Annotated in this window: 24 protein-coding genes; 3 read left to right on the forward strand and 21 right to left on the reverse strand. The window is 65.0% G+C overall.

The genetic code is table 11. From position 1 onward, the window contains the following. The first annotated feature begins 1 nt into the window (after position 1). On the forward strand, positions 2-640 hold the full coding sequence (locus AC0J42_RS00890; RefSeq protein WP_473005040.1) for an NADH:ubiquinone oxidoreductase subunit N: 639 nt from the start codon (positions 2-4) through the stop codon (positions 638-640). A gap of 81 nt (positions 641-721) precedes the next feature. Here AC0J42_RS00890 and AC0J42_RS00895 read toward each other — a convergent pair whose 3' ends face one another. From AC0J42_RS00895 to AC0J42_RS00935, 9 genes are all read right to left on the reverse strand, one after another. Then, entirely contained in the window at positions 722-3175 is a 2454-nt protein-coding gene (locus AC0J42_RS00895) for a TonB-dependent siderophore receptor (protein WP_473005041.1), read from the reverse strand. A gap of 85 nt (positions 3176-3260) precedes the next feature. Further along, positions 3261-4223, reverse strand: coding sequence for a FecR domain-containing protein (locus AC0J42_RS00900; protein ID WP_473005042.1), 963 nt, complete (start codon positions 4221-4223; stop codon positions 3261-3263). Further along, the gene (locus AC0J42_RS00905; protein WP_473005043.1) at positions 4213-4713 is read right to left on the reverse strand and encodes a sigma-70 family RNA polymerase sigma factor; all 501 of its coding nucleotides are present in this window, start codon (positions 4711-4713) and stop codon (positions 4213-4215) included. Before AC0J42_RS00905 ends, AC0J42_RS00900 begins: the two co-directional genes overlap by 11 nt. 169 nt (positions 4714-4882) lie before the next feature. Beyond that, a complete protein-coding gene (locus tag AC0J42_RS00910) occupies positions 4883-5353 on the reverse strand; it encodes an SRPBCC family protein (RefSeq protein WP_473005044.1) in 471 nt (156 codons plus the stop codon). A 27-nt stretch (positions 5354-5380) separates the two neighbouring features. Then, positions 5381-8770: an amino acid adenylation domain-containing protein gene (locus AC0J42_RS00915; protein ID WP_473005045.1), complete on the reverse strand. Its 3390-nt coding sequence runs from the start codon at positions 8768-8770 to the stop codon at positions 5381-5383. Positions 8771-8785: 15 nt separating this feature from the next. Further along, positions 8786-9715, reverse strand: coding sequence for a diiron oxygenase (locus AC0J42_RS00920; protein WP_473005046.1), 930 nt, complete (start codon positions 9713-9715; stop codon positions 8786-8788). Beyond that, entirely contained in the window at positions 9712-10485 is a 774-nt protein-coding gene (locus AC0J42_RS00925) for a DUF3050 domain-containing protein (protein ID WP_473005047.1), read from the reverse strand. The genes AC0J42_RS00920 and AC0J42_RS00925 overlap by 4 nt, the downstream gene beginning before the upstream one ends. A 532-nt stretch (positions 10486-11017) precedes the next feature. Continuing rightward, positions 11018-11773 carry a thioesterase II family protein gene (locus AC0J42_RS00930; protein WP_473005048.1) on the reverse strand — a complete coding sequence of 252 codons (756 nt, stop codon included), beginning with the start codon at positions 11771-11773 and terminating at the stop codon, positions 11018-11020. A gap of 74 nt (positions 11774-11847) precedes the next feature. Beyond that, positions 11848-12537 carry a GntR family transcriptional regulator gene (locus AC0J42_RS00935; RefSeq protein WP_416421809.1) on the reverse strand — a complete coding sequence of 230 codons (690 nt, stop codon included), beginning with the start codon at positions 12535-12537 and terminating at the stop codon, positions 11848-11850. 357 nt (positions 12538-12894) lie between these two features. Here AC0J42_RS00935 and AC0J42_RS00940 point away from each other — a divergent pair, with 357 nt between their 5' ends. Beyond that, positions 12895-13266, forward strand: coding sequence for a helicase (locus tag AC0J42_RS00940; RefSeq protein WP_416421810.1), 372 nt, complete (start codon positions 12895-12897; stop codon positions 13264-13266). Between the two features lie 34 nt (positions 13267-13300). On the opposite strand, the gene AC0J42_RS00945 is transcribed toward AC0J42_RS00940, so the two are convergent. The 6 genes from AC0J42_RS00945 to exbB form a co-directional block, all read right to left on the reverse strand. Beyond that, positions 13301-14701, reverse strand: coding sequence for an aminoacyl-tRNA deacylase and HDOD domain-containing protein (locus AC0J42_RS00945; RefSeq protein WP_416421811.1), 1401 nt, complete (start codon positions 14699-14701; stop codon positions 13301-13303). A 128-nt stretch (positions 14702-14829) separates the two neighbouring features. Further along, a complete protein-coding gene (gene recG / locus AC0J42_RS00950) occupies positions 14830-16905 on the reverse strand; it encodes an ATP-dependent DNA helicase RecG (protein ID WP_473005049.1) in 2076 nt (691 codons plus the stop codon). Then, positions 16902-17834, reverse strand: a complete 933-nt coding sequence (locus tag AC0J42_RS00955; RefSeq protein ID WP_416421813.1) for a hydrogen peroxide-inducible genes activator — start codon at positions 17832-17834, stop codon at positions 16902-16904. Before AC0J42_RS00955 ends, recG begins: the two co-directional genes overlap by 4 nt. Before the next feature lie 93 nt (positions 17835-17927). Further along, positions 17928-18671, reverse strand: a complete 744-nt coding sequence (locus tag AC0J42_RS00960) for an energy transducer TonB (RefSeq protein ID WP_416421814.1) — start codon at positions 18669-18671, stop codon at positions 17928-17930. Further along, positions 18668-19093: a TonB system transport protein ExbD gene (exbD, locus tag AC0J42_RS00965; protein ID WP_416421815.1), complete on the reverse strand. Its 426-nt coding sequence runs from the start codon at positions 19091-19093 to the stop codon at positions 18668-18670. Before exbD ends, AC0J42_RS00960 begins: the two co-directional genes overlap by 4 nt. A gap of 3 nt (positions 19094-19096) precedes the next feature. Further along, complete coding sequence (gene exbB, locus AC0J42_RS00970) at positions 19097-20059, reverse strand: tonB-system energizer ExbB (protein ID WP_473005050.1); 963 nt, start codon at positions 20057-20059, stop codon at positions 19097-19099. Between the two features lie 190 nt (positions 20060-20249). On the opposite strand from exbB, the gene AC0J42_RS00975 reads away from it, so the two are divergent. Next, a complete protein-coding gene (locus AC0J42_RS00975; RefSeq protein ID WP_473005051.1) occupies positions 20250-21107 on the forward strand; it encodes an SDR family oxidoreductase in 858 nt (285 codons plus the stop codon). Between the two features lie 87 nt (positions 21108-21194). Here the strand turns inward: AC0J42_RS00975 and AC0J42_RS00980 are convergent, their stop codons facing one another. The 6 genes from AC0J42_RS00980 to AC0J42_RS01005 all read right to left on the reverse strand — a co-directional run bounded on the left by AC0J42_RS00980 (position 21195) and on the right by AC0J42_RS01005 (position 26494). Then, positions 21195-21932 (reverse strand): hypothetical protein, encoded by a 738-nt coding sequence (locus AC0J42_RS00980; protein WP_416421818.1) that lies wholly within the window; start codon positions 21930-21932, stop codon positions 21195-21197. 59 nt (positions 21933-21991) lie between these two features. Further along, the gene (locus AC0J42_RS00985; protein ID WP_008366837.1) at positions 21992-22372 is read right to left on the reverse strand and encodes a RidA family protein; all 381 of its coding nucleotides are present in this window, start codon (positions 22370-22372) and stop codon (positions 21992-21994) included. Between the two features lie 30 nt (positions 22373-22402). Continuing rightward, the gene (gene spoT, locus AC0J42_RS00990) at positions 22403-24511 is read right to left on the reverse strand and encodes a bifunctional GTP diphosphokinase/guanosine-3',5'-bis pyrophosphate 3'-pyrophosphohydrolase (RefSeq protein ID WP_416421819.1); all 2109 of its coding nucleotides are present in this window, start codon (positions 24509-24511) and stop codon (positions 22403-22405) included. Positions 24512-24568: 57 nt separating this feature from the next. Continuing rightward, positions 24569-24832, reverse strand: a complete 264-nt coding sequence (gene rpoZ / locus AC0J42_RS00995) for a DNA-directed RNA polymerase subunit omega (RefSeq protein WP_003177259.1) — start codon at positions 24830-24832, stop codon at positions 24569-24571. Between the two features lie 165 nt (positions 24833-24997). Continuing rightward, complete coding sequence (gene gmk, locus AC0J42_RS01000) at positions 24998-25618, reverse strand: guanylate kinase (protein WP_416421820.1); 621 nt, start codon at positions 25616-25618, stop codon at positions 24998-25000. A 12-nt stretch (positions 25619-25630) separates the two neighbouring features. Next, entirely contained in the window at positions 25631-26494 is an 864-nt protein-coding gene (locus AC0J42_RS01005; RefSeq protein ID WP_473005052.1) for a YicC/YloC family endoribonuclease, read from the reverse strand. Positions 26495-26503: the final 9 nt, after the last annotated feature.

Here is a 26503-nt window from a genome sequence, read left to right on the forward strand (position 1 = left end):
TATGAAAGATTCCTATGCTCCTGGCTTCTGGTGCGCCACCACGGCGCTCGGATTGATCACTGCCACCTACTTCTACGGGGTCGTCCAGGCCCATCAAATCGAGCAGGCCCTGGTGTTCTTCAATAGCGCGCTGGGCCTGATCGGCGTGCTGGCGATGGCGGTACTGGCCTGGTCGGCGCACGAAAACGCCCAGCTGAAAAAACGACGAGAAACCCAGGGCCACACCCTGGTACGCATCTGGGACACCAAGGTTGCCCTGCGCAAGGTCGAGACCGTGTTCGACCGTTATTTCTGGGGCAGCTACTGGCAACCCGGGCGCACCTTCCAGGAGGTGATGGGTGACCTGGCGGGCACGCCGCTGGAGAAATCCCTGGAGGCGCTGAAGCGCCAGTGCGAAGGGCTCGACGAGGAAATCCACGACAGCCAATGGCACTGGCTGGACAACGCCCGCGAGCTGTCCACCGTGGCCACGGCGCTGGCGCGCCAGCGCTACCTGTTGGACTTCTGCGACCCGCGCACCACCATCAAGGGTGGTGCGGTGGTGGACCGCGAGATGGAGACCCTGGTGTACACCTGGTCGGCCCGGTTGCGTGCGTTCGATCACCAGCTCGATGAGCTTGAGACCGAATATAACGTGTGATGCCTGACGCGGCCTTCGGCCGCTGCTACAGAGCGGCGGTGCCGAAGGTCCGTAGCAGCGGCCGCAGGCCGCGTCCGGGGTTCAGAACCGATAACTCAAGGTCGCCGCCACGTTGCGCTCCTCGCCCACGTAGCAGAAGTTCAGGCTGGCACAGGTGGCCACGTACTTCTCGTTGGTCAGGTTGTTGGCGTTCACCCGCAGGTCCAGGCCCTTGAGGCCGAGCTTGCCCAGGTCGTAGCCCACCGAGGCATCGTAGAGGGTATAGGCCGGCACCTTCGTGGTGTTCTCGGCATCGGCCCAGCTGTACCCCACGTACCGCACGCCAGCGCCCAGGCGCAGGCCATCCAGCGCGCCGTCGCTGAATTTGTAGTCCGCCCACATCGACGCCATCTGCCGCGGCGCCTGGGTGGGCGAGTTGCCCTTGTTCTCGATGAGGTTGTCGGCGGTGCTCAGGGTGCTGATCATCGACTTGGTGTACTTGAGGTCGGTGAAGGTGTAGCTGCCCAGCAGTTTCAGGTTGTCGGTGAGTTGCAGGTGCGCTTCCAGCTCCACGCCTTGGGAACGCACGGCGCCGATGGCGCGGTAGAAGTTTTCCTGGGGCAGCTTGGTGGCCAGGTTTTCCTGGTCGATGCGGAACACCGAGGCGGTGTAGAGGTTGTCCGAGCCCGGCGGCTGGTACTTCAGGCCGGCTTCCCACTGGGTGCCGTCGGTGGGTGGCAGCGGGTTGCCGCTAGCGTCGGAGTAGGAGTTGGGGTTGAACGACTCCGAGTAGCTGAGGTACGGCGCGATGCCGTTGTCGAACAGGTAGAGCACGCCGGCGCGGGTGGTCAGCTTGCTGCGCTCGTCGCTGATGGTGGTGCCCAGCGGGCGGTTGTATTCGGCGATGCGGTTTTCATCCGAGGTCTTCACCCAGTCCTGGCGCACGCCCAGGGAGAAACGCCATTTGTCCAGCTCGATCAGGTCCTGCAGGTACACGCCGGTCTGTTGCAGGCGGCGCAGGTAGCTGGTGGGGCTGTAGTAGCTGATGGTGGAATTGCCGTACACCGGGTTGAAGGCATCGATGGGCGCCAGCGAGCCGCTGGTCCAGTCGACCACGGTCTTGCGCCGTTGATAGTCCAGGCCCAGCAGGGTGGTGTGCTTGGCGGCGCCGGTGAAGTACTCGGCCTGCAGCATGTTGTCGATGATGAACGAGTGCAGCTTCTCGCTGGCGCCGGAGTAGTAGCGGTTCAGCTCGTTGCTGCTGGGCGACACCCAGCCGTAGCCGTAGACCTGGGCCAGGTCGACCTTGGAATCCAGGTAGCGGAAGTTCTGCCGCGCGGTGAAGACGTCGTTGAAGCGGTGCTCGAACTGGTAGCCGAACGACTGCTGGTCGCGGCTGTAGTGGTCCACCCCCGGCTCGCCCTCGAAGAAGTGCTCGGAGATGCGCTGGCCATTGTGCTGGTGCAGCAGGCCGTCGGCAGGCAGGCCGCCGTGGTAGCCGCCCTCGGGGTCGTGCTGCAGGTAGGCCTGCAGGGTCAGCGAGGTGTCTTCGTCGAAGTCGATGCTCAGGGTGGGCGCGATGGCGTAGCGCTTTTCTTCGTTGTGGTCGAACTGGGTGTCGGCCTCGTGGGTAAGACCGGTGACGCGGTAGGCAATGCGCTTGTCGTCATCCAGCGGGCCGCTGAAGTCGAAGCCCACGCCGTGCTGGCCCTGGGTGCCGACGGTGGCCTGGATTTCGTGGTAGGCCTCGTACAGCGGTTTCTTGGTGGTCAGCGCCACCAGGCCGCCGGGCGAGCTGCGGCCGTAGAGCACTGACGATGGCCCTTTCAGAATGTCGACCCGCTCGAGAAAGTACGGGTCGATCTGCATGGTGCTGTAGGTGCCGCTGTCGCCCATGGACTTGAGGCCATCGATGTAGATGTTGTCCACCGAGCCGTCGTTGAAGCCGCGCATGGCCACGTAGTCGTAGCGGTGCGTGGCGCCGTAGGGGTTGGTGAGCACGCCGGGGGTGTAGCGCATGGTCTGCGACACGGTCTGCGCGCCCTGGTCGTCCATCTGCTGGCGGGTGACCACCGACACGCTCTGCGAGGTTTCCAGCACGGCGGTGCTGGTCTTGGTGGCCACCTGGCTGTGGGTGGCGTTGTAGCCGTCCATGCTGCCCAGCGCGTTGCCCAGGGCAAAGCCACGCACGTCGGTGCTGGGCAGGGTCATGGCCTGGTCCTGGGTGGCTTGCAGGATGAAGCTGGCACCGTCGGCGCTGCTGGCGCGCAGGCCGCTGCCGGCCAGCAAGGTGCTCAAGCCCTGTTCGATATCGTAGCTGCCGTGCAGCCCAGGGCTTTGCTTGCCCTGGGTCTGCGCCGGGGTGGCGGCCAGGGTGATGCCGGCCTGGCGGGCGAACTGGTTCAGCGCATCGCCCAGGCTGCCGGCGGCGATGTCGTAGCTGCGGTTGGCGGCCTGGGGGGTGTCGACAGCGGCGGCGTGGGCCGCCAGGGGCAGGGCGGCCAGGCCCATGGCGGTGGACAGCAGCAGGGAGAGTGCGGGGGTTTTGCCGGTCATGGTGCGGTTCCAAAGGGGCATGAACAGGTTGATTACTGTCCAAGCCGGTTGGCGCGGCAAAACCCGCCAAAAAATTCTCCGCCGCTCACGCCGGTTCCAGCTGCACCCAGAACCGCGTGCGGGTGCGCACCTGTACCGGCAGGGTCTGTGGCAGCAGGGCCAGCAGCGCGTCGGTGTCGGCCAGGCGGAAGACGCCGGACAGGCGCAGGTCGGCGATCCCGCTGGCGCAGCCCAGGTAGCCGTGGCGGTAGCGCCCCACTTCCTCGAGGAACGCCTGCAGGCGCATGTCGCGGGTGACGATCAGGCCGTCGGCCCAGGCACCCATGTCCATGTCCGGGCGGGCGATGAGGCGCAGGCCCTGCTGGTCCAGCTGCCAGCTCTGGCCCGCCTGGGCCCAGGTCAGCGCGCCGCCCTGGGCCGGGTAGATCGCGACCTTGCCGCTGGTCACGCTCAGGCGCGTGCAGGTGTCCTGCTGGCGCACGCTGAAACGCCCTTGCGCGGTTTCGAACAGGCCGTCGCGGTTGCTCACCTGGAACGGGCGCGAGTCGGGCTGGCAGCTGATCATTATTTCGCCATGCCTGAGGCTGACCAGCCGTTGCCGGGCGTTGAAGCGCAGGTCGGCGGCGCTGTGGGTGTTGAGCTGCAGCTGCGAGCCATCGGGCAGGTTGAAGCGGCGTTGCTCGCCGACGCCGGTGGCGAAGTCCGATGACCATTGTTGCCACTGCTCAAGGTCGCGGCCCAACCAGCCGGCGCTGCCCAGCAGCGCCACCACGCCCAGCAGCTTCAGCGCCTGGCGCCGGCCCAGGCGCTGGGCGCTGGCTTCCAGTGCCTGGCCGGCACCTGGCACGGCGCGGTAGTGGCTGGCCACTTCCTGGCTCATGGCCTGGATGCGCTGCCAGGCCAGCTCGTGGCGCTGGTCGGCGGCGCGCCAGTCGGCGCACTGGCGTTGCAGGCGCGGGCTGGCGCGTTCGCTGCCCATGCGCAGCATCCAGTCGATGGCCTGGCGCACCATCTGCGGGTCGGGCGCGGCGCCCGGCTCAGTGTTCATAGCGCAGCACGTAGCAGTGGTAGAGCGCGTCAGCCACGTAGCGCTCCACCGAGCGCAGGGAAATGCCCATCTGTACGGCGATGTCCTGGTGGCGCATGCCTTCGCACTGGGACAGCAGGAACGCCTTGCGCACCTTGGGCTTCAGGCCGTCGAGCAGGCGCGCGATGCCTTCCAGCAGCTCCAGCAGCAACGCGCGGGTTTCCAGGCACGGCACTTGGGCGGCGGGCAGGTGGGCGATGGTTTCCAGGTAGGCGCGGTGCAGTTCCTCGCGGCGCCAGTGGTCAATCACCAGGCCCCGGGCGATGGTGCGCAGGAACGCGCGCGGCGCGCTCAGCTCCAGGCGTTCGGTGCGCTGCAGCAGGCGCAGGAAGGTGTCCTGGGCCAGGTCCGCGGCATCGGCGGCGTTGCCCAGCCGGCTGCGTAGCCAGGCGTTGAGCCAGCCGTGGTGGTGATGGTAGAGCGAGTGCACGGCATTTTCTTGGGAGGGCATGATGATGCGCTGCGCGAAACTGCATGAATGATAATTAGTCTTATTTTCATGAAGCTTTGCACATTTTGCAACAACCCGGACGTTGGGCAGCGGTTGTGGGAGCTGGCTTGCCAGCGAGCTGTTGAGGCGCGAAAAACTCGCTGGCAAGCCAGCTCCCACAAAACACAGGTTATTCGAACAGCTTGCGGGCGTTACCCATGGCGTCATCGGCAAAGCCCTGCAGGAACTGCTTGAACCCAGGCAGGGCCTCGGCACCGCCCTTCGCAGGCTCCCCCTGGATGGTCCACAACGCCCGGGACCTGCCCGGGCCATCGGCGAATACCTCCATGGAGGCCCACAGGTTGCCGATGTCCAGGGTGGTGTAGATCAGGCTCCAGGTCATGCGCCGCGCCTGGCTGTCATGGCTGTTGAGTTGCTCGACGACAATGTTCTCGCCATCGGCGAAGTGCTTGATGCGCAACGAGCGCGGCCCTTCGCCGAGCATGTCGATGCGCGCCAGCGCCGGGATGAACTTGTTGAAACCGGCAAAGTTGCCAACCAGCGCCCACACCGCATCGGCGTCGGCGTCAATGACCACTTCAGCGCTGACGGTGCAGCCCTGGGGGTGACGGATCAGGGTATCGGGTACGAGTGCGTTCATGGTGCTTCTCCTTGGGGTGGGGATGACTCAGATGAACTGGATTTCCTTCAGGTACGCGCAACCCTTGCGCAGCAGCGCCGGGGTCTTGCTGGGGTAGCGCTCGCCCATGCGCTGCACGCCGTCGCGGGCGTTGCCGTGGTCGATGCGCGAGATGTCGCCGATGTCTTCTTCGAAGCCGTCGAGGTAGAAGCCCAGCACGCCGAACAGCGCGTTGTCGGCGTCCACCCGGCCCAGCTGCTGTTGCCACTGGGCCACGCTGACCAGCTCGAAGTCGCGCCCCGCCTCGCGGAACGCCGCCACGTAGCTGGCCCAGCTCAATGGTTCGGGGTTGTGCAGGTTGAACACCGCGTGGCGGGCCTGGTAGCGGCTGCTGTGGAAGGCCAGGAAGCGCGCCAGGAAGTCCACCGGCATCAGGTCGAAGTTGAGGCTCAGTGCCGGCACCTGGCCCAGTTGCAGCGAGCCCTTGAGCATCAGCATCAACCGGTTGCGGTGCGGCTGGCACACCCCGGTGCGACTGTTGAAGGTGATATTGCCGGGGCGGTAGAGGTTGGCCCACACCCCTTGCTCGCGGGCGCGCTGGAGGATGCGTTCGGCCACCCACTTGGACAGGTTGTAGCCGTTGCGGATGTAGATGGGCGGGGTGTCGGCCGGCGGTTCCTCGCGCACGTTGCCGTCGGCGTCGATGACGCTGGAGGCCGATAGGGTGGAGACGAAATTGAAGATTTTCTTGCTGCGCCCTTCGCACAGGCGCAGGCAGTGGAAGACCGGTTCGACGTTGCTGGCCGCCAGCGCCTCGTAGTCGAGCACGTGGTTGACCACCGCGGCATTGTGGATCAGTGCGCCGTAGCGCTGGTCGATATCCGCGTACACCGCATCGTTCAAGCCCAGTTTTGGCTGGGTGATGTCGGCGGCGTGCACGCGCACGCGGCTGAGGTCCAGGTGCAGTAGGCGGTTCTCCTCCAGCGCTTGCTGGAAGCGTTCGCTGGCGCTGGCGCCGGGCTGCGCACGCACCAGGCACGCCACCTCGGTGGCGCCCCAGGCCAGCAGCGCCTCGACGATGTGCACGCCGAGGAAACTGTTGGCGCCGGTGACCACCACCTTGTGCACGTCGCCCAGGCGGTCCATGGGCAGGGCGTGGATATCCAGTTCGCGGAAGGCGTCGCTCAACGCCTGGGGGCTGACCTGGCGCACCTGGTCCTGCACGCCGGCCACCAGTTCGGCCAGGCGCTGCAGGGTCGGTTGTTCGATGAAGCGGTTGATGGAAATGCCCGTGCCGAAGCGCTCGCGAATCTGCAGCAGCATCTGCGACAGCAGGATGGAATGGCCACCCAGGTTGAAGAAGCTGTCCTGGGTGCAGATCTGCTCGCCAGGCAGTTCCAGCAATTCGCTCCACAACGCCAGCAGCTTCGCCTCGGCGGCGTTGGCGGGCGCTTGCCGTGGCTTGTCGCAGGCCGCGGCCTGGGGTATCGCCAGCAGCGCATGGCGGTCGACCTTGCCGTTCGGGGTGGCTGGCAGCACGGCCAGTTCGCTGTAGTGCAGCGGGCGCATGTAGTCGGCCAGGTGGGCCTGGGCGTGAGCCGTCAGGTGCACAAGCGCATCGGCCTGGCGCGGCTGTGCAACGAACGCCAGCAGGCGCTTCTGCGCGTCCACCACCACGGCCACCTGGCCGAACTGGCCGCTGGCGCGCAGGCAGTGCTCGACCTCCTCGGGCTCGACGCGGAAGCCGCGGATCTTCACCTGGTTGTCCCGCCGCCCGGTCAGGGCAATGCCGTCGTCGCACCACTGGCCGATATCGCCGGTGCGGTAGGCGGCCAGCCGCTGGCCATCGGGCAGCGCCAGGCTGACGAAACGCTCCGCGCTCAAGGCCGGGTTGTTCAGGTAGCCCAGGCCGGTGCCGGCGCCGGCGATGTACAACTCGCCGGGGGTGTTGTCGGCGACCGGCAGGCCGTCTTCGTCGAGGATCAACACCTGCGTGTTGGCGATGGGCTGGCCCAGTAGGCGCGGGTTATCCCCCGGCTGCATGCGGCGGGTGGTCGCCAGGATCGTGGTTTCCGTGGGGCCGTAGATATTGTGCAACTGGCAGCGGCCGGCAAAGTTGGCCAGCACCGCCGGCTCGCACACGTCGCCGCCGGTGACCAGATGCTGCAACGCCAGCAGCCGGTCGGCGGGCAGGATGCTCAGCAGCGCTGGCGGCAGGAACGCGTGGCTGACCTCCAGGCCATTGATGAGCGCCACCAGTTGCTCGGGGTCGCGGCGCTGGTCTTCGCTGGGCAGCACCAGGGTCGCCCCGGCGATGAAGGTGGGCAGGATGTCGAGCAACGAGGCGTCGAAGCCGATGGTGGAAAACTGCAGCACCCGGCTCTGGCTGCCCAGCGCCACATGCTGGCGGTACCAGGCCTGGAAGTGGTTGAGGTTGGCGTGGCTGAGCAGCACGCCCTTGGGCTGCCCGGTGGTGCCGGAGGTGTAGATGGCCACCGCGGGCGCCTCGCTGCCCGGCGTTTGATCGAACAGCAGGGTGCGCGTGGCCGCTGGCAGCCCCTCAACCCCCAGGCAGGCCATGCCTTGCGCTTGAAACGGGGCGCTGCCGCTGTGCAGCAACAGGGCGGCGCCGGCGTTTTCGGCGATTGCTTGCAGCCGCCGGGGCGGGTGGCTGGGGTCCATGGGCAAGAACACGGCGCCGCTACCCAGCACCGCCAGCAGCGCGGCATACAGCGCCGGCGACTTGCCCAGGCACACGCCGATCACTGGGGGCTGGGCGCGGTCCAGCCAGGGTTGCAGGGCGCTGCGTATCGCCAACGCCTGGGCATGCAGTTGCCCGTAGCTCAGGCTGCCATCGCTCCACAGCAACGCTGGCTGGCGCGCATGGCGTAGCAGGCTGGCCTGTAGCTGTTCCACCAGTGCCGGCTGCGCGCTGTCCAGCCATTGCGGTTGTCGGGCCTGGTTGAAGGCGTGTTGGTAGGCCAGCACCTCAAGGGCCTGCAACCCCTGCTGGCCGGCCAGGCCCGCGGCGTCGCAGGCCGGCCAGCGGGCAAAGTGCTGTGGGTCGCGGGAGAGGCGGCTGACCTCCAGGGTCAGCCGCTCCACCAGGCTGTCGATGACCTGCGCGCCGAGCATGGCACCGTTGCCGCTGGGCGGCGTTGCCAGTGCCTGGCAGATGATCAGCCGCTGGGCCTGGGCGCTGCCCGCCCAGCACTGCCACTGCACGCTGGGCAGTGGCGCCGTGCCGTTGGCCAGGCTGACGCGCAGGCCCAGGTGCAGGCAGCGGGGGCCAGCGGGCACGGGGGCGCTGCCGTCCTCGATCAGCAGGTCGGCGGGGCCGCCGGCTTCGTCCACCTGGTGCCCGTACTCGCGCAAGGCGGCGCCCAAGGCCCGCAAGGCCCGGCTGGAACCGCACAAGATGATCTGCAGACGTCTCATGATCTTCTCCTTGAATCAGCTCAGGTAAGCGGCCAGGGCATCGCGCACGCAGGGGCTGTCGAGCATCGAGCTGCCCTGGAAAAACCGCAGGATGTTGGCCAGCAACGGGTGCTGGTGGTTGATGGGGTAGGCCAGGGCCTGCACCTCCTCGGCCAGGGCCCGACGCACGCCGGCATCGGTGTGCAGGTGCTCGATCAGGCTGAGGTCGAAGGCCTTCTGGATATCGTTGGTCAGGTAGCGCTCGATGAAGGCCGGCAGCATCCGCGCCAGGTGCGCCTGGTCGGCGGCGGGCGCCGCTTGCCAGTAGATGCGCACCAGGCGGGTCCAGAACGTCGAGTGCCGGCCTTCGTCCAGCAGGTGGTCAGCCATCAGCCCCTTGATCGAGTCTTTCACCGTGGCGTCGCGGGCGAACGCGGCCACGTCGTTGGTCAGGGTGTTTTCAGCGATCGCCACGCAGATCAGCTCGCCGGCCTGGCGCAGCCCTTCGGGCAGTTGCGCCAGTGCCGCCGGGATGGCCCGGCTCAGTTCGATTTCACTGGGCAGGCCGATGGGCTCTATGCCTGTCAGCTCGATGGTCTGCTGCATGAAATCCATGGCCACCAGGGCGTGGTAGTCCTCGTCCACCACCACGGTCATGGCGTCGTAACGGCAGGCAAAGGGCAGCGCCATGGCGAACCGGCCGCGAGCGATGGCGCCGGCGGTGTGGTTGACGATCTCGGTCTCGAAAATCACCACGTCGTGGATGAATTTGTACAAGCTCTGCACCAGGGCGAAGTCGCGCAACTGCGGGCACTCGCGCTCAAAGGTGGCGCTGAGCACCAGCGGCTGGCGGCTGACCGGGTAGATCAGCCGCTGGTCGTCCTCCACCCGCCGTCGCGGTCGGGTGCGGATGGTGGCCCGGTTTTCCCAGGCGTCGGCGAACGAGCGGTAGTCGGCGGCGTTCATGCGCTCACCCCGGCGCGGGCGTGCAGGGTCGCCCGCAGCCCGTTCCACAACGCCATGCGGCTTTCGATGGCCGCCAGCGCCGCCTCGTGCACTTCCTGTTGGCGCTGCGGGTCATCGTCTACCAGGCGGTCCAGCAGCGACTGCGCAGCCGGGCCGTGGTCGTCCGAGTCGACTTCGATGTGCCGCTGCAGGTAGTAGTGCAGGGTGGGTGCCTGCTCTCGAGGTATTTGCCAGTCGTCCAGCAGCTGCTGGAACATCTGCGGAATGACGCTCTCGCGGCCATGCAGGAACGCTGCCGCGACCATGTGGGCCGGCGCGTGCAAAGCGGTGTCCAGGGTGTTGCAGACAAAGCGTACCGCCGCCGGGGTGGCGTTGACGCTGTGCAGGGCGGTCAGGTAGTTGACGCCTTCGGCCTGCAGCTGCACGAAGCGCTCGATAGGCGCGGTATCGGCACCAATCTCGCGCATGGCGTCCAGGTACAGTTCGAAGTGGCTGTAGTGGCCTTCGAGCAGGTGGTCGTCGGTTTCTTCCCCCAGCACAATCTCGTTGATCAGCCTGGCGGCCTTGGGGTCTCGTGGTGGCAGCCAGGGCAGGCTGACGCAGGTCAGTTCACGTTGCAGGCGCTTGGTCAGGGACATGAAATCCCATACCGCAAATACATGGGTTTCCATGAAACGCTGCAATATGGGCAACGAGTTGATCTCGGCAAAGATCGGGTGTGCACCCAGTTCGCTTTTCTTTTGTTCAAGCACAACGTTTTGAAAGGTCATGGCACTTCCTCACTGTTTCGAACAGGTCGTCAACGGAATTAACTTTGTCTGCGGCAGTCAACTCGAAAGCGGCTGAATATCTCCTTTGTTTTCGTGGGTAAATGTAAAATATTGTTATTGGCTAAATGGGTGCTGTTGGTTGCTGCCCCTCAGCCCTCTAAACGCTAGACCATGAAGTTGTTTTTGTTCAAATAAAGTCGTTAAAAAACAACGGGTTATGATTTTAAAAACAATAGGGTTGCGCTAAAACTGGCGTCGCCAGTTTTAGAGGCGCAAGCGCTCCCCTTTCAACGTTTTACGGTCAAAATCAATAACAGCGAGTGAATGCATCACTCGGAGCACTCTAAGTTTTGGTGTGGGGGATTTATTTAATCGAGGGACAAGCCCGGCGCGCGTTGCTCCTGCATGGGTGACTGTCGGCGGCCCATAGTTTGTATGGGCTGGTCACGGCCCTGGGGCCAAGGCAAAGAGTGTGCGTTAAATGGTCAGATTGCCATCAGGGGGCGATTACAGGAGGTAAGCAAGCGGAGAGTCAGGCGCTGAGCAGGCCCAGATGGGTATTGATGATATGTAGCAGACGCTGGCGCTGGCTGTGTACGAAGAAATGGTCGCCCGGCAGCTCGATCAGCTCGAATTCGCGCGCGGTAAAACCTTGCCACGGCAGCATGTTGGCCATGGGTTCCAATGGGTCTTCACTGCCGTACAGGGCCGTCAGTGGCACTTGCAGCGAATGCCCGACCGTGTCCGACCAGGATTCAGCCAGTTGCAGGTCGCGGCGCAGCATGGGTTCGACTTGGGCGATAAAGTGAGGGTCGGACGATTGTTGGGAGGTAATGGCGTTCAGGGCTTCGAGGGCCTGGAACAATTGCCGGCCAGGCAATTGATGCAGCAACGGAGTGCGTGGGGAAGTATCGGGGCTGCGGCAGGCGGCGATGAACAGGTGGCGGGTCTGGCGAGGGAAGGCGCGGATGGCCCGCTTGGCGATTTCGTAGGCGATGCTGCCGCCCAGGCAATGGCCGAACATGGCGTGGGGCTCGGCCAGCAGCGGCTTGAGCTGAGCGAAGGTCTGCTCAAGCAACCGCGGCCAGTCGTCCAAGGCCGGTTCGTCGGCCCGCGCGCCGTGGCCGGGCAGGCAAACCGTGACCAGCTCGATGTGGTCTTCGAGGTCCTCGGCCAACTGCAACAGCTGCGCCGGGTCGGCCCCCGCGCACGAGAAGCAGATCAGGCGCATCAGCGTGGGCTGCCCGGAATTGGCGACCAGCAACCATGGGTTGTTTTGAACGTGCACGGCCTTTCCCCCACCCGGGCCGTGCCGGGCATGTCTTACCGGGGCCGCGCCGCCTCCCTGGGCGCGGCGCCCGTTCAATCCGGCTGGCGAGTGTCGAGATAATGCCGGATGGTTGCGGATGCGTTGTTCAAGTGCCGTTGCAGCACGGTGACCGCGCGTTCGACGTCGCGGTCCTGCACGGCATCCACCAGTTCAATGTGATCATCCTGGGTGGGTTTGCCCAAGCCCATGGACGACAGGTGGAAGCGCAGGAAACGTTCTTCCTCGTTCAGCTCCTGCTCAATCAGCCGCAGCAGCTTGCGGTTGCTGGAGCCGGCATACAAGGAGAGGTGAAACAGGCGGTTCAGGCGGCCCAGCTCGCTGAGGTTGGTCTCGGTGTCGAGCTGATCGATGTAATGGCGCGCTTCGGCGATGTGCGCTTCGGTCAGGTTGGGCACCGACTGGCGCAGTGCCTCGGTTTCCAGCAGCAGGCGCAGGTTGTAGGTGTCCACGGCGTCTTCGCCGATCAGTGGCGCCACCACTGCACCCTTGTGCATGACCACCTTGAGCAGTGACTGCGCTTCCAGCTGGCGCAAGGCTTCACGCACCGGCATGCGGCTGACGCCGAACAGCGTGGCCAGCTCCTGTTGGCGTACTGCCATGCCTGCGGGTAGTCGGCCGTCCAATATGGCGCTGCGCAGCTTCTCCTCGATAACTGACCGAGCCAGGTGGGCTGGAACCTGCTCGGTGCCCAGAATGGAGCTCAACGACTTTTTGGCTGTCACGATCGGGCTACCTGCATAAATGTAACGCAATGTGTAAAGGATCCAATAGAAGCTAGTGGGCCCCGGTGTTGCTGTCAAACGAGTGGCCAGATGGTTTTTTTGTACGGTCTGATTCGTACAGGCTGAAAACGTACCGTCACGTTCGAGTTTGTTATCGTGACGGAGTTTTCGCGACTTTGAAAGGTGGCGAATCGCCCAGTGTGTTGCCTGCTTAGACAGCCCGATAATTCGCCGATATGGCGTCTAAAAACCTTGTTTTGCGGGCAAAATCGTTAAAAAATGATTTTGTAGTGGTGCCGTGCGGCGATAGCGGTACACTGCTGCGTACCCTATTGATGATTTTTCCGAGGCGCGTACATGAAGTTTCGCTTTCTGCTCTGGGCCATGGGCATGTTGATGGCCCGGGCCAGCCGCACCAACCCCGCTTTCAGCCAGCAGCTCAAGGACCGCGACCTGGTGTTCCAGCTGCAGACCCTGGACGGCAAGGTGGCCCGGCATTTCATCGTCAAGGACATGCGCGTGACCAGCAAGGGCGGCACCGTGGCCGACCCGGCGTTCGCCATCGCCTTCAAGGACGCCGCCTTCGGCTATGAGACCCTGCAGGCCAAGAACAAGCAGCTGGCGTTCATGCAGGGTATCCAGGACAAGACCATCCAGATCAAGGGCAACCCGGCGCTGGTGATCTGGTTCCAGGGCATCATGAAATACCTGAAACCGAAGAAGAAATAAGCCCGTGGGAGCCGGCAAGCCGGCTCCCCCGCGGTCAATGGTGGTTGAACTGCGAAGCCAGTTCGCGCAGCAGTACCTCGGCGTCCAGCACCTTGCTGACCACTTCCTCGGCCTTTTCGCGGCTCAGCCCCAGGCGCTCCAGCAGCTCGTCGGGAATGCCTTCGTCGGCGCCCGAACCGATGCCGCGGCTGCGCAGCAAGCGTACTGCCAGGCACACCAGGTTCGGGTACTGGGCGTAATCACCATCGTAGCTGGGGTCGTGCTGGAAGCGCAGTGCGCTGGCCAGTTCCTCGGGCATGTCCCAGAAACGCATCAGCCAGGCGCCGATCTGCTCGCGGGTGATGCCCAGCAGGTGCTGTTCCACGTAGCTGTGGCACAGGTGCGGGTTGACCTCCAGGTGGCGGCAAATCAGCGAGAAGTGCGGCGGGAACACGTGGGCCAGCAGCAGGTAGCCGAAGTTGTGCAGCAGGCCGGCCAGGTAGGTCAGCCCGGTTTCGGGGCGCTGCGCCCGCGGGATGGCGCGGGTCAGGCCTTCGATCACCGCAGCGGTATAGATCGACTGCTGCCAGTACGGCGTGGCGTGCTGCGGCTGGTCCTTGGGCAGGCTCAGGGTCTTGCCCAGGGCCAGGCCCAGCGCCAGGTTGATCACCAGGTCGAAGCCCAGCACGCGCACGATGGCGTCTTCCACCGAGCGGATCTTGCCCGGCGACGCGTAGTACGGCGAAGCCGCCCAGCTGACCACTTGCGCGGCAAGGGCCGGGTCGGTCTCCACTACGCCGGTGATGTCGTCGATGGTGGCGTTGGGGTCCACGCGCAGCTTGATGATTTTCTGCGCGGTTTCCGCCAGCGGCGGGATCTCGATGGTGGCTTCCAGGCGTTGCTGGATGCGCCGCGCGGTAAACGCCTGCACCGCCTGGGTGATTTCCTGGCGGTCGTCGTGGGGGCGGTCGAGGTTGGGGCGGATGCTGCCCAGCGGCTCGCCGAAGTTGCCGGCGCTGGCCTTGTTGAGCATCTTGCGGAAATCGTCGCGCGTGATTTCCAGCAGCAGGCCCGGCTGGCCTGAATTGATCAGCAGGTCGCTGGCGTCCAGCAGCCGTTCGTCGTACAGGCAAGGCGAGCTGGTGAGTGCCGGCAGGCCGGGCAGCTGCTTGAGGTCGTGCTTGGCCAGCATCTTGTCCAGGCGATCAAGCGGCACGGCGGTGAGCCGGCGCCCGGTCAACTCGGCCAGACGGTTCAGGTCCAGCAACTGGTTCTGCGGGAACAGCACCATGAGCGCGCCAACGGCATCGTTGAGCAGCACTGCCTGGACCTTGCGCGCAGGGTCCAGCTGCGGGTGGTCGAGCACCTCGCGATAGCTGATGACCAGCTTTCCCAGCATATCGTGAATGACAGACGGGGTGTGGGGGGTTGCGGTGTCCAGGGCAACTTCAGTCATGGTCTGTATCCATATTCCTACATGGCCGACAGTATACCCAGCTTGCAGGCGCTGCTGGATCCATCGTGCCAAGTCTTTTTTGAGCGTTACGTCGCAACCGCGGCGAAATAGCCGCGGTGGACGCGTTCCTAAACCTGTCCGTATTGCTGGCCGTGCCTCAGCCAACGCTCCAGTAGCGGGTCGACGTGCGCAGGCCATTGCGCAAGCAAGGTCTGGGCCGCGTCCCGTACGGCTGGCAGCAGGTCGGCATCACGCATCAGGTCCGCCACCTTGAACTGTAGCAAACCGGTCTGGCGGGTACCGAGCATCTCGCCGGGCCCGCGCAGTTGCAGGTCTTTCTCGGCGATGACGAAGCCGTCGTTTGTTTCGCGCATGATACCCAGGCGCTCGCGGCCGATCTGCGACAGGGGCGGGTGATACAGCAGCACGCAGTGACTGACTGCGCTGCCACGGCCTACCCGGCCGCGCAGCTGGTGCAATTGCGCCAGGCCCAGGCGCTCGGGGTTCTCGATGATCATCAGGCTGGAGTTAGGCACGTCCACGCCGACCTCGATCACCGTGGTAGCCACCAGCAATTGCAGCTCGCCGGCCTTGAACTGCGCCATGATCTCGGCTTTTTCCGCCGGTTTCATGCGCCCGTGGATCAGCCCCACGCGCAATTCGCCCAGGGCGCTGGTCAGTTCTTCGAAAGTGGTTTCGGCCGCCTGGCAGGTCAGCTCCTCGGACTCTTCGATCAGGGTGCACACCCAATAGGCCTGGCGGCCTTCGGCGCAGGCAGCGCGCACCCGCTCGACCACCTCCAGGCGCCGGCTGTCGGCCACCAGCACGGTATTTACCGGGGTACGGCCGGGTGGCAGTTCGTCGAGCACCGAGGTGTCGAGGTCGGCATAGGCGCTCATGGCCAGGGTGCGCGGGATGGGCGTAGCGGTCATGATCAGCTGGTGCGGGCACATGCGCCCGCCCACGCCCTTCTGGCGCAGGGCCAGGCGCTGCTGCACGCCGAAGCGGTGCTGTTCGTCGATGATCACCAGCGCCAGGTTGGCAAACTTCACTTCGTCCTGGAACAGCGCGTGGGTGCCGACCACCATGGGCGCACCGGCCGCGATCTGTTCCAGGGCGGCGACCCGCGCCTTGCCCTTGAGCTTGCCGGCTAGCCAGGCCACTTCGATGCCCAGCGGTTCGAGCCAGCGCTTGAAGGTGATGAAATGCTGTTCGGCAAGGATTTCCGTGGGCGCCATCAGCGCCACCTGGTAACCGGCTTCCAGCGCCTGCAAGGCGGCCAGCGCCGCGACCACGGTCTTGCCCGCGCCCACGTCACCCTGCACCAGGCGCAGCATGGGCTCGCGCTGGCTGAGGTCGTAGGCGATTTCCTTGCCCACCCGTTGCTGCGCGCCGGTAGGGGCGAAGCCCAGGTTGGCCAGGTACTGCTTGGGTAGCCGCTTGGCTACGGGCAGCGCGGGCGCGCGCAGGGCCCGCAGGCTGTCGCGCAGGCGTGCCTGGGACAGTTGGTGGGTCAGCAGTTCCTCGAAGGCCAGGCGGTGCTGGGCCCAATGGTGCCCCACGGCCAGCTCTTCCAGGTCGGCGTCGGGTGGCGGGTGGTGCAGGTAGCGGATGGCCTCGTCCAGCGGCGCCAGTTGGTGCTCGCGGGCAAGCTCGGCGGGCAGCCAGTCGGGCAGGCTGCGCGGGCCGAGCATGGCCAGGGCCTGTTGCGACAGCTGCCGCAGCCGGGCCTGGGTCAGGCCTTCGGTGGTGGGGTAGATGGGCGTCAGCGTCTGTTCCACCGGCGCCGGCTCGTCGCCGGTAAGGGCGCGGTATTCGGGGTGGTAGATCTCCAGCCCCGAGGCACCAGGCCTGGCTTCGCCGTAGCAGCGCAGGTGGGTGCCGCGCTTCAGGGCTTCTTTCTGCGCGTTGCTGAAATGGTAGAAGCGCAGGCTCAGCGAACCGGTGCCGTCACCCAGGCGCACCAGCAGGCTGCGGCGCTTGCCCATGGCCACGTCGGCGCCGCTGACCACGCCTTCGATCACTGCGTCCTGGCCCGGGCGCAGGGCCCCGATGGGGACTACGCGGGTACGGTCCTGGTAGCGCAGGGGCAGGTGGAACAGCACGTCCTGAAGATTTTCCAGGCCCACCTTGGTGAGCTTTTCGGCCATGGCCTCGCCAATGCCCTTGAGGGCGGTGACCGCTACCTTGGACAGCTCGGTCATGTGGCGACTTTGCTCAACGGCGTCGGCTTGGCCACGGAGCACAGGCGGATGGAGTCAGCGAGGATCTCGATGGCCTTGGGCCGCGGGAAGCTGGCGCGCCAGGCGATGGCCACGGTGCGGAACGGCGACGGCGGGGTGAGCGGGCGCACGTCGATCACGCCGGGGGCGTAGTGGTGGCTGTGCACCGCCGACAACGGCAGGATCGACACGCCCAGGCCGGACGCGACCATGTGGCGGATGGTTTCCAGCGAGCTGGATTCCACCGTGGTGTGCTTGGCGCCTTCGGTGCCCTTCACCAGGGTCGGGCAGGCTTCGAGCACCTGGTCGCGGAAGCAGTGGCCTTCGCCCAGCAACAGCAGGCTCTTGTCGTTGAGCAGCGACGAGTCGATGGTCTCTTTCTGGGTCCACGGGTGGCCAGCGGGCATCAGCACGTAGAACGGCTCGTCGTACAGCGGCAGCGTCAGCACATCGGCCTCGTTGAACGGCAGGGCGATGATCACTGCGTCCAGTTCGCCATTGCGCAGCTTGTCGCGCAGGATGTGGGTGAAGTTTTCCTCGATGTACAACGGCATCTGCGGGGCGACCCGGTGCAGTTGCGGGATGAGGTGCGGGAACAGGTACGGGCCGACGGTGTAGATGGCACCGACCTTCAGGGGCGCGGTCAGCTGGTTCTTGCCGGCCTGGGCCAGCTCGCGGATGCCCTGGGCCTGTTCAAGGACCTTCTGGGCCTGGGCGACGATGCCCTCGCCAACCGGGGTCAGGCGCACGGCGCTCTTGCTGCGCTCGAAAATAAGCACACCCAGTTCATCTTCGAGTTTCTTGACCCCCACCGACAAGGTCGGCTGGCTGACGTGGCAACGCTCGGCGGCGTGGCCAAAGTGCTGCTCCTGGGCGAGGGTGACGATGTAGCGCAATTCTGTGAGAGTCATAACGTGCGTCCATGAAGTTGCGGGCCCAGCATAGCGGCTGCAATCGATAGACGCACGTTATCAAGGTTGCATCTGTATGTCAGAAACAGATATTCATCTTTTGTCCAGCGAGTAGACGAACGGCGCAACCACTTCCAGGCTGCCGTTGTTCAGCAGCTCCTTGGGCGGCGGCGGCAACGGCTGTGCCCGACGGATCATGTCCAGGGTCGCGCGGTCCAGCGCTGCGCTGCCCGAACCACCGGCCAGCTCGTACGACAGCACCTTGCCCTCGGCGTCCACCACGAAGCGCAGGCGGTTCACGCCCTGCATGCCACGGCGGCGAGCGTCCTCGGGGTACTTCTTGTACTTGGCCAGGTGGCGCAACAGGTCACCCTGCCAGTTGGGCAGCGCGTTGCTGTTGGACGGCATCTGCGGCTGGGCCACGGGGGCCTTGGGCGCAGAGTCCTTCGCCGGGGCGGTGTCGACGACCTTCTCCGAAGGTGGCGTTTCCTGCGGCGGTTCCGGCTTCTTCTCAGGCTTGGGCGGCTGTGGCTTGGGCTTGGGTTTTGGCTTTTCCTGCTTGGGAATCGCGATCGTCGGCTTGGGCGCCTCGGCCAGCTTGGGCAGTGGCAGTTCCTCTACCGGGGTTGGCGGCGTGGGCGGCGTGATCACCTTGGGCGGTGGTGGCGGCGCCACTTCCGGCACTGGCGCCATTTCCACCATCATTGCCATGGGCGGCAACTCCGGTGGTGGCGCGGCGTGCCAGTTCAGCGCCAGGGCGATGGCCAGGGCATGCACCCCCAGCACCACCGCCAGGCTACCGCCGTAACGCGTCAGCTTATGGCGCGTCGTGATCATTTCTTCCCTACCGTCTCAAGGCCTACCAGGCCAACCTTCAGGTAGCCGGCGCCGCGCAGGGCGTTCATCACGTCCATCAGGTCGCCGTAGTCGACGCTCTTGTCAGCCTGGAAGAAGATCGTGGTGTCCTTCTTGCCCTTGGTCTTGGCGTCGAGCACCGGGCCCAGCTGGGCCCGGTCGATCTTGTCGTCGCCCAGGTACAGGCTCTGGTCGGCCTTGACGCTGAGGAACAATGGCTTTTCCGGTCGCGGCGCCGGCTTCGCCGTGGAGGCGGGCAGGTCTACCTTGATGTCAACGGTGGCCAGGGGCGCTGCGACCATGAAGATGATCAGCAGCACCAGCATCACGTCAATGAAGGGCGTGACGTTGATTTCGTGGTTCTCGGCGAGGTCGTCGCCACCTTCGTTCAGGTGCAGACCCATGGATTAACCCACCTTCACCATGTGTGGCGAAGCGCTGCGCTCGCCTGGCTGGTGGTCCAGGTCACGGCTGACCAGCAGCAGTACCTGGGCGGATGCGTCGGAAACCTGGGCCTTGTAGCCGGCGATGGAGCGGGCGAAGACGTTGTAGATCACTACCGCTGGAATAGCGGCAACCAGGCCCAGGGCGGTGGCCAGCAGGGCTTCGGCGATGCCGGGGGCAACCACGGCCAGGTTGGTGGTCTGGGTCTTGGCGATGCCGATGAAGCTGTTCATGATGCCCCACACAGTGCCGAACAGGCCGACGAACGGCGCGGTGGAACCGATGGTGGCCAGCACGCCGGTGCCGTTGCTCATGTTGCGGCCGCAGGCGGCAACCAGGCGCTCCAGGCGGAAGCTCACGCGCTCCTTGATGCCTTCCTTCTCGCGGGCGTTGGCCGACAGGTGCATCTCTTCCAGGGCGTCGTGCACCAGCAGGTGGGCCAGGGTGCCGGACTTGCTGGCGGTTTCGCTGGCGGCGGCCAGGGTAGTGGCCTTCTTCAGCTGGGCGATCTCGCCACGCAGGCGGCGCTTGGCGCCCAGCAGCTCGAAGCCTTTGGCGATCCAGATGGTCCAGGTGATGATGGAGGCGATGGCCAGGCCGATCATCACGATCTTCACGATGATGTCAGCGTTCTGGAACATGCCCCACGGCGACAGGTCGTGGCCCAGGCCGAAGCCGGTTTCAACGACAGGCTCGGCTGCGGCGTCGTCGGCAGGCTGTGCGTCAGTGGCGGGTGGCAGGGCAGTGGTGTCCGCAGCGGCAGGCGCTGGCGCGGCAATAGCGGCGGCCGGCGGAGCCTGGTGGGCCTGGGCAGCCGGTTCGTCGGCGAAGGCCGCCGGGGTCAGGGCCAGGCCGATCATCAGGGCGGCAATACCGCGCCAAGGGCGTGTACGAGAGGGCGAAACGCTAGGGCGATTAGGAGTCATGCTGGCCGGACCTTAGAGGAGTAAGGAGTGGATGTCCTTCCAGGCCTCGAGAGCGGGCCGAGAACAAAATGGGCCGTTATTATTGCAAGTAATTCTTGTTAACAAAAGCGATACGCTGGATTTTTTTCCTGCAATTTGTCGCTATTGTGGTATCCAGAGCAGTGTGCAGCGTTGATTCAGGAGTAAGGAAATGCCCGTGCCAAGCGTTTTGATCATTGGATGTGGCGATGTCGGCGGCCGCCTGGCCAGGCAGTTGCTCGCGCTCAATTGGCAGGTCCACGGGATGCGCCGGCACGTGGCCAGGCTGCCCCAGGGCGTGCTGCCGGTGGCCGGCGACCTGGCTGTGGAGCAATGCCCCGCGGGCTGGCCCCAGGGGCCCATCGACTACGTGGTGTACTGCGTGGCGGCCAGCCAGCATGACGAGGCCGGGTATCAGGCGGCTTACGTCGACGGGCTGACCCGGGTGGTGGCTTGGCTCAAGGACAACCGCCAGGCGCCCCAGCGGCTGGTGTTCGTGTCCAGCAGCAGCGTGTATGCGCAATCGGGTGGAGAGTGGATCGACGAATATTCACCCACCGAGCCCACAGGGTATTCCGGTCGCTTGATGCTGCAAGCCGAGCAGGTGGCCCGGGTCAGCGGCTGGCCGGCCACTATCGTGCGCCTGACCGGCATTTACGGCCCCGGCCGCGAGCGGCTGCTGGAGCAGGTACGCCAAGGCTATCGGGTAGCCCACGAGCCTGCGCTGTTCGGCAACCGCATCCACAGCGACGATGCCGCCGGGCTGTTGGCGTTTCTGTTGCAGCAGGATGTGCAGGGCGAACCGGTAGCCAGTTGCTACCTGGGCGTGGACGACAAGCCGGCGCCGTTGGCCGAGGTGGTGGAGTGGTTGCGGGCGCGCCTGGGCGTGCAGGGGTGGGCGGAGGAGGCCAGCGTGCGCCGCAACGGCAACAAGCGCTGCAGCAATGCCCGGGCCCGGGCGTTGGGGTGGGTGCCGCAGTACCCCAGCTACCGCGAGGGGTACGAAGCCATCCTCTCCACTCCCCTGTAGCAGCGGCCCTTAGGCCGCGTCATGGGCACCGCGGTTAGGCAGGCTCACCGCGGGACGCCGCCTGCGGCAGCTGCTACGGGAAGGGGGTTATTGCTTCTTTAGCAGCCAGCGGCGGGCGCCGGCCTTGAAGCTGGGCATCTCGTCGGCCTGGGCCTGGTTGACCACCTCGAAGATTTCCAGCTGCTTGCCGTCACGCTTGAAGATGTACGGCGCGCCTTGCTTGTTCAGCTCGATCCACATGCTGTCGGCATCGCCGGTCATGGTCGCGCAGTCGCCCGCCAGGCACAGGGCATAGCGGTCGGCGTTGGGGAAGCCGGCCAGTTGGCCGTTGGCCATGAAATGCACCACGCCGCCTTCGCCGGCGCCTTCGACGATCTTCCATTCGCCACCCAGGTAGGCGGCATACAGCGCCTGCTCGAAGCTGCTGCCCAGTGGGGCGCCAGGGTCGACGCTGGTCTTGGGCTTGACGAACACCTGCTTGGGGCCCGACTGGCTGGCCGCCAGGATCAGCTCGTCGTCATCGGTAGTCAGTTGCAGCTGCTGGTGGCCCTGGAAATCGGCCGCCCATTTGCCTTTGCCCAACGGCTGCAGGTTGCCCTGGGCGCGTTCGAAGCCGTTGCTGAAGCTGACCTGGCCAGCCTTGCTGTTGAGCTGCCATTCCAGCACCGGGCCGTTGGCGCCCAGGGCGTCGCGCAGGCCTTGGCCCTTGGCGGCGGTATCGATGGCTTTCTGGTTGATCCAGACCCCGCTGGGGTCGACATTGCTGTGACTGGCGCAGCCGCTCAGTAGCGCGGCCAGCAACGGCAGGACAAGCGCGTGGCGCATGTAGGGAATCCTTCCGGGGAGGGGAAAGGCGAAGCGCCTGGCGCTTCGCCGTACTCGGTTTACTCGACGACCAGGATGGCGTCCATTTCAACCTGCGCACCGCGTGGCAGTGCGGCCACGCCGATGGCGGCGCGGGCTGGATATGGCTGCTCGAAGTAGCGGCCCATTACCTCGTTGACCTTGGCGAAGTGGCTCAGGTCGGTCAGGAAGATGTTCAGCTTGACGATGTCCTTGAACGAACCGCCGGCTGCTTCGGCCACGGCCTTCAGGTTTTCGAAGACCTGTACGGTCTGGGCTTCGAAACCTTCCACCAGTTCCATGGTTTTCGGGTCCAGCGGGATCTGCCCGGACATGTAGACGGTGTTGCCCGCCTTGATGGCCTGGGAGTAGGTGCCGATGGCGGCCGGGGCCTTGTCGCTGGTGATAACGGTCTTGGTCATTGATGACTCCTTGGCAGGGGGAAGGCCGCGTTACGCACGCATCCGCGTGATACGGATGACGCCGGTCAGCGCCCGCAGTTTCTTGATCACGCGAGCCAGGTGCACGCGGTCGTGCACGCTGACGACCAACTGGACCACGCTGATGCGACCATCGCGCTCGTCCATGCTGATCTTCTCGATATTGCCATCGGCGGCGTTGACGCTGCTGGCCAGCAGGGCAATCAGGCCGCGCTGGTGCTCGAGCTCCACGCGCAGCTCGACATTGAATTCGCCCGTGACGTCCTTGGCCCAGGAAAGCTGGATGCACTTTTCCGGGTTGTGGCGGATTTCACTGATGTTGCGGCAGTTTTCCAGGTGCACGACCATGCCCTTGCCCGCCGACAGGTGGCCGACGATAGGGTCGCCCGGGATCGGCGTGCAGCACTTGGCGTAGCTGAGCACCAGGCCTTCGGTGCCGCGGATGGCCAGCGGGCCTTCCGGGCTGGGCAATTGCTCGCCTTCGCTGGCCAGCAGGCGGCGCGCCACCACGTAGGCCATGCGGTTGCCCAAACCGATGTCCTCGAGCAGGTCTTCGATCTGCTCCAGGCGGTATTCGGCCAGCATGGCGTGTACGCGTTCAGCGGGAATGTTTTCCAGGGCGCTGTCGAAGCCGTTGAGCACCTTGTTCAGCAGGCGCTCGCCCAGGCTGATGGACTCGGAGCGGCGCTGCAGCTTCAGCGCGTGGCGAATGTGCGTGCGCGCCTTGCCGGTAACCACGAAATTGAGCCAGGCCGGGTTCGGCCGTGCGCCCGGCGCGCTGACGATTTCCACCGTGGAGCCGCTTTGCAGCGGTTCGGACAGCGGCGCCAGGCGGCGGTTGATGCGGCAGGCGATGCAGCTGTTGCCCACGTCGGTGTGCACCGCGTAGGCGAAGTCGACGGCCGTGGAGCCTTTGGGCAGCTCCATGATGCGACCCTTGGGCGTGAACACGTAGACCTCGTCCGGGAACAGGTCGATCTTCACGCTTTCGATGAATTCCAGGGAGTTGCCGGCACGTTGCTGCATTTCCAGCACGCCCTTGACCCACTGGCGGGCACGGGCATGGGTGCCCTTGGGCTGTTCGTCGTCGCTGGACTTGTACAGCCAATGGGCGGCAATGCCGTTGTTGGCCATCTCTTCCATTTCACGGGTACGGATCTGGATCTCGATCGGTACGCCGTGCATGCCGAACAGCGTGGTGTGCAGCGACTGGTAGCCGTTGGCCTTGGGGATCGCGATGTAATCCTTGAAGCGTCCAGGCAGCGGTTTGTACAAATTATGCACGGCGCCGAGCACGCGGTAGCAGGTGTCGACCTTGTCCACCACGATGCGGAAGGCGTACACGTCCATGATCTCGTTGAAGGCGCGGCGCTTGCCGCGCATCTTCTTGTAGATGCCATAGATGTGCTTCTGGCGGCCGCTGACGTCGCCCTCGATACCGTCCACGGCCAGGCAATGGCTCAGGGACTGCTCGATCTTCTGGACGATTTCCTTGCGGTTGCCGCGGGCGCGCTTCACCGCCTGGTAAATGCGCGCGGAGCGCATGGGGTACATGGCCTTGAAGCCCAGGTCCTCGAATTCCACGCGCACGTTGTGCATGCCTAGCCGGTTGGCGATGGGGGCGTAGATTTCCAGGGTTTCCTTGGCGATGCGCCGGCGTTTTTCGCCGGACAGCACTTCCAGGGTACGCATGTTGTGCAGACGGTCGGCCAGCTTGACCAGGATCACGCGAATGTCGCGTGCCATGGCCATGGCCATCTTCTGGAAGTTCTCGGCCTGGGCCTCGGCCTTGGTCTCGAAGTTCATCTGGGTCAGCTTGCTGACCCCATCCACCAGTTCCGCCACGGTCTCGCCAAACTGCGAGCTGAGGGCTTCCTTGGCGATGCCTGTGTCTTCGATCACGTCATGCAGCATGGCCGCCATCAGGCTCTGATGGTCCATGTGCATGTCGGCAAGAATGTTTGCCACCGCCAGCGGATGCGTGACGTAAGGCTCGCCGCTGCGGCGGCGTTGGCCGTCGTGGGCTTGTTCGGCGTAGAAGTACGCCCGGCGGACCAGGTTGACCTGGTCGGCACCGAGGTAGGTCGATAAGCGATCGGCGAGGGCGTCTATGCTCGGCATGATGACTCCTGCCGTAGGCTGTGTTCCCGCGCCGTGCTACGTCGACCAGGCATAGGCTTAGACGGCCTCGTTGGACTCGTCCTCGAACGCTGCGAACAGCGGTTCGTCCTCGACGATTTCGGCGTTGGCGATGAACTCGTAGCTCATCAGGCCTTCGGCGATTTCGCGCAGGGCCACAACGGTAGGCTTGTCGTTTTCCCACTGGACCAGGGGCTCTTTGCCGCCGGTGGCCAGTTGACGGGCACGCTTGGTAGAGAGCATGACCAGCTCAAAGCGGTTTTCCACGTGTTCTAGACAGTCTTCAACGGTTACGCGGGCCATGGTCTTCCTCGTAGCAAATGCAGTATGCGCGCAGCCCGGATGGGCGAGCGGACTCGATAGTTTAAAAAATCACCAGCGTTTAGGGAAGCGCTGATTTTCAAACAGCTCGCCAGGGCGCTGCGTAGACACCTCAACGGTAACCTATCGCAGCGCGGAAAGCTTCATTCAAGCCAGTAATTGGCTCAATAGATCGGTAAAACGACCCTGTTGCTGGGCTTGCTCCAGGGTATTGGCGCGGAAAATCGCCTTCAGGTCGTCCAGCGCGGTGGCGAAATCGTCGTTGATCACCAGGTAGTCGTATTCGACGTAGTGGCTCATCTCGCTGACGGCTTCGCGCATGCGCCCGTCGATGATCTCGTCACTGTCCTGGCCACGATTGGTCAGGCGCTGGCGCAGGGCCTGCTGGGTTGGCGGCAGGATGAAGATGGAGCGCGCCGCCGGCATCAGCTTGCGCACCTGCTGGGCGCCCTGCCAGTCGATTTCCAGGATCAGGTCGTGGCCTTCGTCCAGGGTCTGCTGCAGGGTGCTCTGCGAGGTGCCGTAGAGGTTGCCGAACACTTCGGCCTGCTCCAGGAAGTCGCCGTGCTCGATCATGCGCACGAACTCGGCACGATCGACGAAGTGGTAGTTCACGCCGTTCACCTCGCCCGGGCGCATGGCGCGGGTGGTGTGCGAGACCGAGACACGAATGTTCGGCTGCGCGTTGATCAGCGCATTGACCAGGCTGGTCTTGCCCGCGCCCGAAGGGGCGGAAACGATGTACAGGGTGCCGGTGCTGTGGTTCATTCTGCGGTTGCCTTACTCAATATTCTGCACTTGTTCACGCATCTGCTCGATCAACACCTTGAGGTTGACCGCAGCCTGGGTGCTGCGCGGGTCGAAGGCCTTGGAGCCCAGTGTGTTTGCTTCGCGGTTGAGTTCCTGCATCAGGAAGTCCAGGCGCCGGCCTGCCGCGCCGCCAGCCTTGAGCACGCGCCGCACCTCGGTGACGTGGGTGCTGAGGCGGTCCAGCTCCTCGGCGACATCGCTCTTCTGCGCCAGCAGCACCATTTCCTGCTCCAGGCGCTGGGGGTCGAGCTCGGCCTGCATGTCGGCGAAGCGGTCGAGGATCTTCTGGCGCTGCACGGCCAGCATGTGTGGCACCTGGCTGCGCAGGGTCTTGACCTCGGTGGCCATGGCGTCGAGGCGGTCGTTGATCAGCCGGGCCAGCTCGGCCCCTTCGCGGTCGCGGCCGGCCTTGAGTTCCTTGAGCGCTTCGTTGAACAGCTCGATGGCTTCCTGGTTCAACGCCTGCGGGTCGGCGGCGTCGGCCACCAGCACGCCGGGCCAGCCCAGCACTTCCAGCGGGTTGAGCGCGGCGGGCTGCTTGATCAGGCTGGCGACGGTCTCGGCGGCGGCCACCAGTTGCGCGGCGCGCTCACGGTCGACCTGCAGCGGCTTGCCGCTGTTCACCTCGCAAAAACGCAGGGTGCATTCCACCTTGCCCCGCGAAATGCCCTGGCGCAGTGCTTCGCGCACGGCGATTTCCAGGTCGCGGAAGGCTTCGGGCAGGCGCAGGTGCGGTTCCAGGTAGCGGTGGTTGACCGAGCGCAATTCCCAGCTGAGGGTCCCCTGGGTGCCCGCCCGTTCGACGCGGGCGAAGGCGGTCATGCTGTGCACCATGGGAGTACC

The organism is Pseudomonas sp. Tav-5-1A, assembly GCF_055755055.1.